The organism is Streptomyces klenkii, assembly GCF_003626645.1.
Taxonomy (GTDB): Bacteria; Actinomycetota; Actinomycetes; order Streptomycetales; family Streptomycetaceae; genus Streptomyces; species Streptomyces klenkii.
This window is the reverse complement of sequence record NZ_RBAM01000003.1, coordinates 414,226-426,805: the sequence shown is the minus strand read 5'-3', so window position 1 is coordinate 426,805 and position 12,580 is coordinate 414,226. Positions and strand designations below refer to the sequence as shown.

12 protein-coding genes are annotated in these 12,580 nt (G+C 72.6%); 3 read left to right on the top strand and 9 right to left on the bottom strand.

All coding sequences use genetic code 11. The features are described from left to right. Positions 1 to 104: 104 nt before the first annotated feature. Positions 105 to 908: a site-2 protease family protein gene (locus tag D7231_RS08625; protein ID WP_120754346.1), complete on the top strand. Its 804-nt coding sequence runs from the start codon at positions 105 to 107 to the stop codon at positions 906 to 908. 108 nt (positions 909 to 1,016) lie between these two features. Here D7231_RS08625 and D7231_RS08620 read toward each other — a convergent pair whose 3' ends face one another. Beyond that, positions 1,017 to 2,228, bottom strand: coding sequence for a cytochrome P450 (locus tag D7231_RS08620; protein ID WP_120754345.1), 1,212 nt, complete (start codon positions 2,226 to 2,228; stop codon positions 1,017 to 1,019). An 89-nt stretch (positions 2,229 to 2,317) separates the two neighbouring features. Further along, positions 2,318 to 3,064 (bottom strand): DUF4232 domain-containing protein, encoded by a 747-nt coding sequence (locus tag D7231_RS08615; RefSeq protein WP_120754344.1) that lies wholly within the window; start codon positions 3,062 to 3,064, stop codon positions 2,318 to 2,320. 194 nt (positions 3,065 to 3,258) lie between these two features. On the opposite strand from D7231_RS08615, the gene D7231_RS08610 reads away from it, so the two are divergent. Further along, entirely contained in the window at positions 3,259 to 4,656 is a 1,398-nt protein-coding gene (locus D7231_RS08610; RefSeq protein ID WP_120754343.1) for a helix-turn-helix domain-containing protein, read from the top strand. A 55-nt stretch (positions 4,657 to 4,711) separates the two neighbouring features. Here the strand turns inward: D7231_RS08610 and D7231_RS08605 are convergent, their stop codons facing one another. Together D7231_RS08605 and npdG are read right to left on the bottom strand one after the other, a co-directional pair. Continuing rightward, the gene (locus D7231_RS08605; RefSeq protein ID WP_120754342.1) at positions 4,712 to 4,906 is read right to left on the bottom strand and encodes a hypothetical protein; all 195 of its coding nucleotides are present in this window, start codon (positions 4,904 to 4,906) and stop codon (positions 4,712 to 4,714) included. A 132-nt stretch (positions 4,907 to 5,038) separates the two neighbouring features. Then, positions 5,039 to 5,752, bottom strand: coding sequence for an NADPH-dependent F420 reductase (gene npdG, locus D7231_RS08600; protein ID WP_120754341.1), 714 nt, complete (start codon positions 5,750 to 5,752; stop codon positions 5,039 to 5,041). A 63-nt stretch (positions 5,753 to 5,815) separates the two neighbouring features. On the opposite strand from npdG, the gene D7231_RS08595 reads away from it, so the two are divergent. Next, positions 5,816 to 6,034 carry a DUF2277 domain-containing protein gene (locus tag D7231_RS08595; protein WP_106676258.1) on the top strand — a complete coding sequence of 73 codons (219 nt, stop codon included), beginning with the start codon at positions 5,816 to 5,818 and terminating at the stop codon, positions 6,032 to 6,034. Positions 6,035 to 6,063: 29 nt separating this feature from the next. Here the strand turns inward: D7231_RS08595 and D7231_RS08590 are convergent, their stop codons facing one another. The 5 genes from D7231_RS08590 to D7231_RS08570 all read right to left on the bottom strand — a co-directional run bounded on the left by D7231_RS08590 (position 6,064) and on the right by D7231_RS08570 (position 12,546). Continuing rightward, positions 6,064 to 6,780, bottom strand: a complete 717-nt coding sequence (locus D7231_RS08590) for a DsbA family oxidoreductase (protein ID WP_120754340.1) — start codon at positions 6,778 to 6,780, stop codon at positions 6,064 to 6,066. Between the two features lie 67 nt (positions 6,781 to 6,847). Next, positions 6,848 to 8,428, bottom strand: coding sequence for a S1 family peptidase (locus tag D7231_RS08585; protein ID WP_120754339.1), 1,581 nt, complete (start codon positions 8,426 to 8,428; stop codon positions 6,848 to 6,850). 45 nt (positions 8,429 to 8,473) lie between these two features. Beyond that, complete coding sequence (locus D7231_RS08580) at positions 8,474 to 8,965, bottom strand: hypothetical protein (protein WP_241999618.1); 492 nt, start codon at positions 8,963 to 8,965, stop codon at positions 8,474 to 8,476. A gap of 165 nt (positions 8,966 to 9,130) precedes the next feature. Next, positions 9,131 to 10,885: an NAD+ synthase gene (locus D7231_RS08575; protein WP_120754610.1), complete on the bottom strand. Its 1,755-nt coding sequence runs from the start codon at positions 10,883 to 10,885 to the stop codon at positions 9,131 to 9,133. A gap of 71 nt (positions 10,886 to 10,956) precedes the next feature. After that, positions 10,957 to 12,546, bottom strand: a complete 1,590-nt coding sequence (locus tag D7231_RS08570; RefSeq protein ID WP_120754338.1) for a multicopper oxidase family protein — start codon at positions 12,544 to 12,546, stop codon at positions 10,957 to 10,959. Between the last annotated feature and the right edge of the window lie 34 nt (positions 12,547 to 12,580).

Below are 12,580 nucleotides of genomic sequence, written 5' to 3'. Positions count from 1 at the left end.
CTCTCCCGCCCCGCCCGGCCGGGTTACGGGCAGGAGGGGTGGAGCAAGTACCGTCACCCCGGTACCTCCCGGTACGTCACGGCCCCACTCACAGGAGCACAGGTATGTCGACAGCGACCCGCGGCGAACGGCGCGTGAGCCCCGTCTTCCTCGCCCTCGTCGCCATCATGGCGGTCTCCATATGGGCGGTGTGGACGGACTACTCGGCGAGCCCGGGCTTCGCCGTCTTCCTGTTCGTCGTGTCGGGCTGGATCGTGTCGCTGTGCCTGCACGAGTACGCGCACGCGCGCACGGCCCTGCACGGCGGCGACCTCACGGTCGGCGCCAAGGGCTACCTGACGCTGAATCCGCTGAAGTACACGCACGCCGTGCTGAGCATCGTGCTGCCGGTCATCTTCGTGATCATGGGCGGGATCGGCCTGCCCGGCGGCGCGGTCTTCATCGAGCGCCACCGCATCCGCGGCCGCCTCAAGCACAGCCTGATCTCGGCCGCGGGCCCGCTGACGAACGCCGCGTTCGCCGTGGTCGTCACGGCCCCCTTCTGGCTGGGCGCCATGGACGGCGTGCCGGACAACTTCCGCTACGCCCTCGGCTTCATGGCCCAGCTCCAGGTGACGGCCGCGATCCTCAACTTCCTGCCCGTGCCCGGCCTGGACGGCTACGGGGTCGTCGAGCCGTGGCTGTCGTACAAGGTGCGGCGCCAGGTGGAGCCGTTCGCCCCGTTCGGGATACTGGCCGTCTTCGGCTTCCTGTGGATCCCCGAGGTCAACCACGCGTTCTTCGACATGATCGACGCGGTGCTGCGGTCCGTCGACGTCACGCCGTGGGACACGTACTGGGGCCGGGAGCTGTTCCGCTTCTGGCAGGGGACGCCGGACATCCCGCCGCTGACGGGCATCGTCTTCTGAGCCTTCCGATGAGCTCCCTGAGCCTTCTGAGCCGCGGTAGGTGAAAGCCCCGGGCCCGCCCCCCCCGTGCGGGCCCGGGGCCGCTTCATGCCGCGGCCACGCCGCGCTTCACGCCGCGTCCCACGTGACCGGGAGGCTGTGCACGCCGTAGATGTTCGAGTGGGTGCGCAGCGGCACCTGCTCGGCCGGGACGGCCAGCCGCAGCGACGGGAAGCGGGCGAAGAGCGCCGGGAAGGCGACCCGCATCTCGACGCGGGCCAGCTGCTGGCCCAGGCACTGGTGGACGCCGTGGCCGAAGCCCAGCTGTCCTATCGCCCTGCGGCTCAGGTCGAGGGCGTCGGGGCCGGGGAAGCGCTCCGGGTCGCGGTTGGCGGCCTGGAGGGAGAGGGTGACCGTTTCGCCCGCCCTGATCAGCAGGCCGTTCACCTCGACGTCCTCCAGCGCCGACCGCACGGTGGTGTGGGCGACGGTGAGGTAGCGCATCAGCTCCTCGACGGCGCCGTCGGCGAGGCCGGGGTCGGCGCGCAGGGCGGCGAGCTGGTCCGGGTTGCCCAGCAGGGCGAAGGTGCCGTGCGCGAGCATGTTCGCGGTGGTGTCGAGGCCGGCGCCCAGCAGGAAGGCGCCGAGGCCGGTGAGCTCCTCATCCGTGAGGTCGGTCGCGGTCAGGTCGCTGAGCAGATCGTCGGTGGGCGCGGCGCGCTTGGCGGCCACCAGCGTCTCGATGTACGCGTGCAGCCCGGTCATCGCCGCGTGCATCTCCTCCACGGAGCGGTCCTGGTCCATCAGCGTCGCCGCGTGCCGCTGGAAGACCTCCCGGTCCGCGTACGGCACCCCCAGGAGCTCGCAGATCATCAGTGCGGGCACGGGCTGCGCGAACGCCTCGACCAGGTCGAGCGGGCCTCCCCGCCGCTCCATGGCGTCCAGCTGCGCCGCGGTGATCTCCTCCAGGCGCGCGGTGAGCGCGTCCATCCGGCGGACGGTGAACTTCCCGGCGAGCAGCCTGCGGTAGCGGGTGTGCTCGGGGGCGTCGATCCCGGTCATGTCCCCGACCGGCGCGGACGGCAGGGTGCCCTCGGGCCCTCCGGGGAGCGGGTAGTGCATGAGCTCGTAGCGCGCGCTGAAGCGGGGGTCGGCCATGATCGCGCGGACCGTGGCGTAGCCGGTGGCGAGCCGGCCCAGGTGGCCGTCCGGGTAGCGCATCCGCGTCAGCGGCTGCTGCTCGCGCAGCCCGGCCAGCTCGGCGGGCGGGTCGAAGGGGCAGCCCGTGGGACGGGCCGTCGGCAGCGTCGCCTCGGCCTGGGCGGGCAGTGCGCGTTCCATGGAGTCCTCCGGTCGCGGTGTGGCGTACGGTGACGTCATGGTGGCACCGTTATGGCGCCATATGCAAGACGGTGAGGTGAGGAGGGTGGTCAGGAGAGTGCGTCCCCGGAGTCCGTCACCCAGTACGTGACGCGCAGGGAGTTGTCGATGTGCACGCCCTTCGCCTGAAGGGCGGCCTCGGCCATCTTGTCGCTGCCCTGGAAGCCGATTTCGAGGCTCTGCGCCGTGTAGCCCTCGCCGCCGCTGCCGTCGCCCGCGGACAGGATCACGCCTGCGTAGCCCTTCCCGCCCGGCGGCAGGGACGTGACCGCCTGCGGCTTGGTGTTCTCCATGACCGGCGGGACGGACTGGGCGCCCTCGAACTTCACGACGGGGTAGCCCGTCAAGTCGCACATCTTCGAACCCGTGTTGGTGATGGTGAGCAGCATGTGGTTGAGCGGGCGGGGGACGGGCGCAGCGGTGACCTCGGTGTTGGACGCGGTGCAGGGCACGCGGTTCTCCGGGGCGTACGGGTCGTGCGTCGTGCCGGCCCGCTGCGTGCCGTGGGGAGTGGCGCCGGACGGCCGGTTCTTGTCCCCGTTCTTCTCCCCGGCCGGCTTGCCCTGGGACGTGTGCCCGCCCTGCGGGGACCCCGACGACCCCGAGGACTCCGAGGGCAGGGCGCCCGGGCCCTGCTGGGAAGGCTGCGAGGAGGCGGCCCCCTCCTGACGTACGCCCTCGCCCTTCCCGCTTCCGCTGCACGCCGCGAGCGAGAGCGTGGCGAGCGCGACGGCCGTCAGGCCCGCGGTGGCGAACGGGCGGGAGCGGGGGAGGACTCGGCGGGTGGAGGCGCGCATGGCTGGTCTCTTTCTTCACGGGCGGTGCGGCGGGGCGCCGTTCAACCGGATGCGGGGAGCGGCGTGCTTGGATGGCGAAAGCTTGTGCGGTACGGCGTCCCGGAGACCAGCGATACGGCGGAGTTCGGGACGCGGGAATGCCCGCATAGGCTTTGACCTGGGAAAACAGCCGTTCCCTGGAACGGGGGGCTGGGATGGGGAGTGACGTGGGGGCGGGCGATCTCGCTGAACTGCTGCGGGCGCTGAAGGAGCGGTCGGGCCTGAGTTACGGCGTGCTGGCCAAGCGACTGCATGTCAGTACGTCGACGCTGCACCGGTATTGCAGCGGGACTGCCGTACCGGCGGAGTTCGCGCCGGTCGAGCGGCTGGCCCGCCTGTGCAAGGCCACGCCGGAAGAGCTGATGGAGGTCCACCGGCGGTGGATCGTGGCGGACGCGACGCGCGGCCGCAAGCAGCAGGCGGAGCCTGCGGCGAAGGCGGAAGGGGCGGCGGAGGACTCCGCGGCGAAAGACTCCGCGGCGAAGGTGGAGCCGGCGGCGGGGGAGCCCGTAGCGCAGGACGCCGCCGAGGCGCGGAAGGAGCCCGAGGTGCCGGTGGCGCCATCTGTGGCTCCATCGGACGAGCCGACGGCGCCACAGCGTCGGCGGCTGTCCCGCAAGACCCTCCTCGCGGCGCTCGCCGCCGCCGCGGCCGTCACCGTCCTGGGCTCCGCGGCGCTCGCCGTCACGCTCGGCGGCGGTGACGGCAAGGGCGGCGGCTCCGGCCCCGGCGACGACGGGAAGGGCCGGATCGTGGGAGCCGCCCCGTCGGCGAAGGGGCGGGCGCCCGAGCCGGGGAAGCCGGGCACGGAAGGCAGCAGCAGCCCGTCCGCCGAGCCGTCCCCCTCACCGAGCCTGGGCGGGGAGAGCGGAAGGCCCGGCGCGTCCGCGTCCCCCGGCGGCAGCCCGGAGCCGGAGACCGGCGGCGGAACGGGCCCGGACAAGAACACCGGCGTTCCCCTGACCGCCCACGTCCGGCCGTACGCCTACGAAGACCCCTGCACGCAGCACTTCCTGGTCGACCGGTCGCCCGGCACCGTCCCGGTGCCTCCCGGGGAGCCGGACGCGCCCGGCTGGGTGGCCGAGCTCGGCGCCGTCCCGGCCGGCGAGCAGTTCATCAAGATCACCTTGCAGGGCACCGGCAAGGAGACCGTCGTCCTCGAAGGGCTCCAGGTCCGGGTGCAGGACACCAAGCCGCCGCTCGCCTGGAACGAGTACAGGACGGGCGTCGGCTGCGGCGGCGACGTCGCGACGCGCTCCTTCGGCGTCGACCTCGACTCCGCCCGCCCGGTCGCCGCGCCCAGGGCCGGGCAGCGCGACTTCCCGTACAAGGTGAGCGAGACCGACCCCGAGGTCTTCTACGTCAAGGCGGCCGCCCAGCGCCAGGACGTCACCTGGTACCTGGAGGTGCAGTGGTCCAGCGGCGGCCGGCGCGGGGTCCTGCGGATCGACGACCAGGGCAGGCCCTTCCGCACCAGCGGCGCCGCGGGCAGGCCCTCGTACCAGTGGCCGCCGGGCTCGCCGCGCTGGGAGCCGGCGCCGCAGGAGGGCTGAAGCCGGGCCGGCCGGGCCGGTCCGGAAGACGGCGGCCGGCGGGCCGGGGCCGCCGTCAGGAGGCCTTGTCGGCGGCGGCCGCGGCCTTGTCGTTCTTCGCCTTGCGCACGTAGTACCAGGCGATGTTGGACGAGACGCCGAGCAGCAGGATCCAGACGATGCCGAGCCAGCTGCCCCGCGCGAAGGAGACGACGGCCGCCGCGACCGAGAGGACACAGACGGCGAGGGCGTAGAGGGCGAGGCGGGGCATGGGGGACGGCTCCTGTCCGGGGGCGCATACGGTCACGATCCCGGCCATTGTCGCTCAGGCGCCGCGCCCGCGTCCCCCCGCCCCGTCACCGCGGCGGCCGCCCCGGGCCGCCGGGTGCCCGCCCTCCGCCCGTCAGACGTCGGTGACGCGCAGCCCGGCGTGCGCCTTGTAGCGGCGGTTCACCGAGATCAGGTTGGCGACCAGCGACTCCACCTGGTGCGCGTTGCGCAGCCGGCCGGCGAAGACGCCGCGCATGCCGGGGATGCGGCCCGCCAGGGCCTGCACGACGTCGGTGTCGGCGCGCGCCTCGCCCAGCACCATCACGTCGGTGTCGATCGCGTCGATCTCCGGGTCCTGGAGCAGCACGGCCGACAGGTGGTGGAAGGCGGCGGTGACGCGCGAGTCCGGCAGCAGGGCGGCGGCCTGCTCGGCGGCGCTGCCCTCCTCCGGCTTGAGGGCGTACGCGCCCTGCTTGTCGAAGCCGAGCGGGTTGACGCAGTCGACGACGAGCTTGCCGGCGAGCTCCTCGCGCAGCCCCTCGAGGGTCTTGGCGTGGCCGTCCCACGGCACCGCGACGATCACGATGTCGCTGCGCCGCGCGCACTCGGCGTTGTCGGCGCCCTCGACGCCGAGGCCCAGCTCGCCGGCGGCCGCCTGCGCCCGCTCGGCCGCGCGCGAGCCGATGATCACCCGCTGGCCGGCCTTGGCCAGCCGGTAGGCGAGGCCGCGGCCCTGGTCACCGGTGCCGCCGAGCACGCCGACCACGAGGCCGGAGACGTCGGGCAGCTCCCAAGGGTCCTTCGCCGGGGCCTTCTTCACGGTCTGCGCGTCATCAGAAGTAGTCATGACAGCGATACTGTCACGCTGCCGTTCGCGCACGGACGAGGGAGCCGGCGGCACACTGGACTCATGTGCCGCAGCATCAAGACCCTGCGCCCGCCGATGACGCCCTCCGTCGAGGACGAGGACATCCGGGCGGCCGCCTTGCAGTACGTACGGAAGGTGTCCGGGTTCCACCACCCCGCCGCGCACAACCAGGCCGTGTTCGAGGAGGCCGTGACCGCCGTGGCGGCGGCCACGAAGCGGCTGCTCGACGGGCTGGAGGTGCGGGGCGCGGCGAAGGGCTAGCGCCGGGCCGGGCCCGGACCGCGCCGGGCTCAGACCGCGCAGGCGCCGTCCGCGCAGGCCTCGCCGGAGCCGGAGCCGGCCTCGGTCCCGGCCTCGGCGGCTCCCGCCCCGGCCTCCGTCTCCGCCGCGACCTGCTGGAGGATCTTCAGGAAGGTGGCCGGTTCCTGGCCGCCCTGCACCGCCCACTGCCCCTCGAAGACGAACGTCGGGACGGCCGTGACGCCGCGCTGCCGCGCCTCCTCGATCTCGTCCAGGACCTCGTCGTGCAGGTCGCCGCCGTCGAGGAAGGCGGCGACGGGGTCGCGGTCCAGGCCCACGGTGACGGCGGCGTCCGTGAGGTGCTCGCGGTCGCCGATGTCGAGGCCCTCGCCGAAGTGGGCCTCCAGGAGCCGGCCCTTGAGGCGGGCCTGGGCCTCCCGCCCGTACCGCTCCAGGACGAAGCGCAGCAGGCGGTGGGCCAGCAGGGAGTTGTTCTCGACGACGGTGTCGAAGTCGAAGGTGAGCCCCTCGTCCGCCCCCAGCCGCGTGATGTGGTCGTCCATGGCGACGGACTGCGGCCCGTACTTGGCGGCCAGCACCTCGCGGTGGGGGAGCGGCTCTTCGGGGGCGTGCGGGTCGAGCTGGAAGGGCCGGTAGACGACCTCGACATCGCCCGCACCGGGGAACGCGGCCAGCGCCTGCTCGAAGCGGCGCTTGCCTACGTGGCACCACGGGCAGGCGATGTCGCTGTAGATCTCGACCTTCACGGCAGACTCACTCCATCAGCATTGCTTGAATAATCAAGCAATGCTAACGCGTGAGCGGGGCGGCTCGTCAGCCGACGAGCTGAACCTCGTTGCGGGCGCCGGAGGCGTCCACGTCGGCGTAGTAGCTCAGGTTGCCGTCGGACCAGCGCGCCAGGAGGGCCTCCCGCTTGCCGCCGCCGAAGGAGCCCGCCACCAGCGGCTGGGCGTACTTCCAGGCCGAGCCCTCGCCGCGCAGGGCGACGCCGTCGCGGAAGCCGCTCGCGCCGAAGCCGGGGAAGAGGTCCGTCTTGCCGTTCTTCAGGCGCACGACCAGGTCGTTCACCTTCTGACCGGTGAACCGGCCGGAGGTGATCTGGGCGCCTTCCCGGGACTTGTCGGCGCGGGTCAGCTGGATCTCCTTGGAGATGCCGTTGTCAGAGGTGCCGGGGTACATCGAGGTGGAGCCGTCGGCCCACAGGACGACCAGGTCGTCCCGCCGGTACTCGTCGGTGTGGCTGCCGGCCGCGATGGACCGGGCGTTCTTCCAGCTGTCGCGGTAGACCAGGGTCTTCTCGCGGGCGAAGCCGAACTCGTTGACCGCCTCGAAGGTCGAGAGCTTGCCGCTCTTCCAGCGGACGGCGACCCCGTCCGTGTCGTTGAAGCCCACGCCGATGGAGGTGACGGCCTCCGCGTCCTTCCAGTAGCTCCCCGCGGCCGCGAGCTTGTGCTCCTTCCAGAAGGGAAGCTTCGGGTCGGCCTGGCCGGAGCCCTCGAAGAGGCTGGCCGAGCCGTCGGCGAAGACGACGAACAGGTCAGAGCGCTCGTTGCCGTTGTGCGCGACGAAGTGGCCCGGAACGACCTGGACGGCGTCCTTCCAGTTCACCCGGGGGAGGACGGTGCGGGCGGCGACGGCCTTGATCCAGCCCGCGATGTCGTCCACACGGGTCTCGGACGCGGTCCGGCGCTTCTCCGACTCGTCCGCGCCGAAGCAGCCCGCCTGGCCGGAGGTGCTGTGCACGCCGGCCAGCACGCGGAACGTGCTGACCTGGTCGAAGAGCGGGCCGCCCGTGTCGCCCTGGCACACGGCGGCATCCGGGGACTCGCCGGTGACGCGCAGCGTGGTGGCGTCGGTCGAGTCGACGGTGAAGCGGGCGGCGTGCAGGCGGTCGGGAACCCACTCGTCCTTGGTCCGGCCGTACCCGGCCGCCCGCAGGGTGTCGCCCTTCTGCGAGGGGTAGGTCGTGATCCCGTTGACGGGCTTGACGCCGGTGACCGGCTTCGCCAGCCGGGCCATCACCAGGTCGCGGTCCTCGCGCGGGACGAGCTCGACGACGTCGACGACCGTGCCGTTGTCCTCACGGGCGAGGTCGGTACGGCCGATGGTGGCGGTCGTCTTCCACTTCGGGGCGCCGGGGGCCACCTTGAAGCCCTTCGCCGGGTCCTCGGCGAAGCAACTGGCGGCGGTGATCAGCCACTCCTGCTGGACGAGCGTGGCGGAGCAGCTGCGCGAGCCCTCGTTGATGTCGAGCTTCGCCGTGAAGGCGTACTCGCCGTCGGCGACCGGCTCGCCGGCGACGGCGTGAGCCGGAACGGCGGTCAGCAGGCCCGCCGTGACGGCGGAGGCGAGGACCCCCGTCATCCATGCGGCGCGCGGACGTGTGGCAGTCATGATGTGGTGTTCCCCCTGGAAACGGTGTGGATGATGAGGCCGGCGTCAGCCGATGGTGAGGGCCAGCACAGTGGCGTCGGGGCGGAAGGCGCCTTCGCCGATGGCCTCCCCGCCGTCCTTGGGCACCTGGACCATGCCGCGTCCGTCCCCTGAAACGGTGGCCCAGACCGTGGTGTCCTTGCCGGTCATGATCATGAAGGCCTTGGGGATCTCCAGGGCGAGGTAGCCCTTCTTCCCGTTCCCGGTGACCCGGAAGCAGTACCGGCCCCTGTCCTCGCTCGTGTCGGTGGTCGTCCGGGCCAGGATCATGATGTCCTTGGAGGCTTTGCAGTCGGCCAGCAGGATGTGCCCGTCGCCCCGGTCGAGCCGGATGCCTCGCTCCTTGAGGATCTTCGCGGCCCCCGGGTACTCGAAGGTCTCCACTGCGGACGGCAGGGTGGTGTCGTCGCCCGCCGCGATGCCGGGCGTGGCGGCGCCCAGGACGATGGCCGCCGCGCCGGCCCCACCGATCAGAAGTTTGCAAGCACGAGAAAACATGTGGAATCCCCCCGGATTCGGAAAAAGTCAGATCCGCAACCTACCACTCGGTACGATCTTGAGCGTCCGGATATAGCCAAGCCGGCGCAGCAGCAGAAAGCCGGTGGGGACCGCTGATCCGCGGTCCCCACCGGCTCTGCTGCGCGGCGGCCGTGCCGCCCCCGTTCACCCCGTCTCGCGCCACCGATTGGTGATCGGCAGCCGCCGGTCCTTCCCGAAGCCCTTCGCGGAGATCTTCGTGCCCGGCGGGTACTGGCGCCGCTTGTATTCCGCCGTGTCGACCATCCGCAGGATCCGCGTGACCAGCTCCGCGTCGAAGCCCTCGGCGACGATTTCCGCGTGGCCGCGGTCGCGGTCGACGTACAGCTCCAGGATGCGGTCGAGGACCTCGTAGTCCGGGAGGGAGTCCGTGTCCACCTGGCCCGGGCGCAGTTCGGCGCTCGGGGGCTTGGTGATGGAGTTCTCCGGGATGGGCGGGGTCTCGCCGCGGGATGCGGCGTCCGCGTTGCGCCACTCGGCGAGGCGGAAGATCCAGGTCTTGTAGACGTCCTTGATCGGCCCGTACGCGCCGACGGAGTCGCCGTAGAGCGTGGAGTAACCGCACGCGAGCTCGGACTTGTTGCCCGGCGCGAGGACGATGTGGCCTTCCTGGTTGCTGATGGCCATCAGCATCGTGCCGCGCAGCCGCGACTGGAGGTTCTCCTCGGCGAGGCCGGTCAGGCCCAGCGCCCCCATGTACGCGTCGAACATCGGCGCGATCGGGACGGTGCGCAACCGCAGCCCGGTGCGCCGCGCGAGCTCCTCGGCGTCGGCGATCGAGTGCGCGGAGGAGTAGCGCGACGGCATGGCCACGCCGTACACGTTCTCCGCGCCGATCGCGTCGCACGCGAGCGCGGCGACGAGCGCGGAGTCGATGCCGCCGGACAGGCCGATGAGGACGCTGCGGAAGCCGTTCTTGACGACGTACGCGCGCAGGCCCGTGACCAGCGCCTGGTAGACCTCGGCGTCGTCGCTCAAGTGCGGTGCCGCGCCGCCCGGCGTCTCCGGCTCGTAGGCCGGGAGCGGATCCGCGGAGAGGACGACATGGTCGATGCGCAGGCCGTCGTCCACGGTCCCGGACGGCGCCCCGGGGGCGGCGGCCGGCAGGTCGAGGTCGAGCAGGACGCAGCCCTCCTCGAACTGCGGGGCCCGGGCGATCACCCGCCCGTCGCGGTCGACGACGATCGTGTCGCCGTCGAAGACCAGCTCGTCCTGGCCGCCGGTCATGGCCAGGTACGCGGTCGTGCAGCCGGCCTCCTGGGCGCGCTTGCGCACCAGCTCCAGGCGGGTGTCGTCCTTCTCCCGCTCGTACGGGGAGGCGTTGACCGACAGCAGCAGCCCGGCGCCGGCCGAGCGCGCGGCGGGCACCCGGCCTCCCTCCTGCCACAGGTCCTCGCAGATGGCGAGGGCCACGTCCACGCCGTGCACCCGGACCACCGGCATGGTGTCGCCGGGCACGAAGTACCGGAACTCGTCGAAGACGCCGTAGTTCGGCAGGTGGTGCTTGGCGAAGGACAGCGCGACCGCGCCGCGGTGCAGCACGGCCGCGGCGTTGCGCGGCGCGCCCGCGGGGCGGCCCAGGCGCGGCCGCGCCTCCTCGCTGCGGTCCAGGTAGCCGACGACCACCGGCAGCTCGCCGAGGCCCTCGGCGGCCAGGCGCGCGGCGAGGGCGTCCAGCGCGGCCCGCGACGCCTCCACGAAGGAGGGCCGCAGGGCCAGGTCCTCGACCGGGTAGCCGGTCAGCGCCATCTCGGGGAACGCCACGAGGTGGGCGCCCTGCCCGGCGGAGTGCCGGGTCCAGTGGACGATCGACTCGGCGTTCCCGGCGAGATCCCCGACGCAGGAGTCGATCTGGTTCAGAGCGAGGCGAAGTTGAGGCACGCCGCCCACAGTACTCGTCTATCTGACGCGATCTCTGAGCGGCGAGTTGCGCCTCACGGGGACGGCGGCGCTTACTTCCGGTAGCCGAGCAGCGTCATCATCCCCGACTCCGCGTGGTAGACGTTGTGGCAGTGGAGCATCCACAGGCCCGGGTTGTCCGCGTCGAAGTCCACGTCCAGCCGCTTGCCCGGCAGCACGATCGCCGTGTCCTTGCGCGCGCCCCCGCCCGCCAGGCCGAACGTGTGGCCGTGCAGGTGCATGGGGTGCCACATCGTCGTCGCGTTGACGAACGAGAGCCGCACCCGCTCACCCGCCGCCACGGGCAGCCGCCGCGACGGCGCGTACCGCTCCCCGTTGATCGCCCAGTCGTACTTCGCCATCGACCCGGTCAGCCGGAGCGTGACCGTCCGGTCGGGGGAGCGGTCCCGCAGGCGTACGGCCTCGCCCGCCTTGAGCCGGTCGGCGGTGAGCAGCTTCCCCTCCAGCTCGCGCGGGCGCGCCGACGCGCCGGGAGCCGACCCGCCACCCGTTCGCAGCAGCGCCAGCGCGGCCTCCTTCTTGCCCTCGGCCAGCGCCGTCAGCGGGAAGACGCCGTCCTTCGCCTCGACGAGCACGTCGTAGCGCTCGCCCATGCCCAGCAGCAGGGCGTCCGTCTCCGCGTGCTCGACGGGGAAGCCGTCCGTGTGCGTGACCGTCATCTTGTGGTCGCCGAGGGCCACGCGGAAGGCGGTGTCCCCGCCCGCGTTGATGAAGCGGATCCGGACGCGGTCGCCGGGGCGGGCGGTGAACGTCTCGGGACCGGCCGCGGTACGCCCGTTGACCAGGTAGTGCGGGTAGGCGACGTCGCCCGCGTCGCCGCCGAGGAGGGGGCTGGTGGCGCCCATCAGCATGCGGGAGGGGGACTTGCCCTCCCCGGCGGCCTTGGCGGCGGTCATCGACATGTGGTGCATGCCGCCACCACCGTGATCCATACCGCCACCGCCGTGGTCCATGCCGCCCATGCCCTTCGACAGCTCCGCCAGCACCGCGTCCGGCGTGCTGCCGTCCACCCCGTCGACCCAGTCGTCGAGGACGACGACCCACTCCTTGTCGTACTGCAACGGCTCCTTGGGGTCCTCCACGATCAGAGGCGCGTACAGCCCGCGGTCCTGCTGGACGCCCGAGTGGGGGTGGAACCAGTACGTGCCGGGGTGCGTGACCGCGAAGCGGTAGTCGAAGGACGCGCCCGCCGGGACGGGGCGCTGGGTGACGCCCGGAACGCCGTCCATGTCGTTGCGGAGCGCGAGCCCGTGCCAGTGCATGGACGTGGCCTCGGGCAGGTGGTTGGCGAGGGTCAGGGCGAGGGTGTCGCCCGCGGTGACCCGGACCTCCTTGCCGGGCAGCCGGTCGCCGTACGCCCAGGTGTCGACCGTACGGCCGCCCAGGTCGATCCGCGTGCGGGTCGCCGTCAGCCGGACGCTACGGACCGGGCCGCTCCCGCGCTTCGCCTCGGCCGCGGCGACCTCCGCGCCGTCCGGCGCGACGAAGGCGGCGGGCGCGGCCGACGGGGACGAGGAGCCGCCCGCGCCGTCGGAGCAGGCGGCGAGCAGCCCGCCGCCGGCAGCGGCGAGACCGGCGCCGAGGACGGCGCGGCGGGTGTGTGTGCGGTTGTGCGTACGCATGGGTGAGTGCACCTCTGAGGGGTCGGTGAAGAAG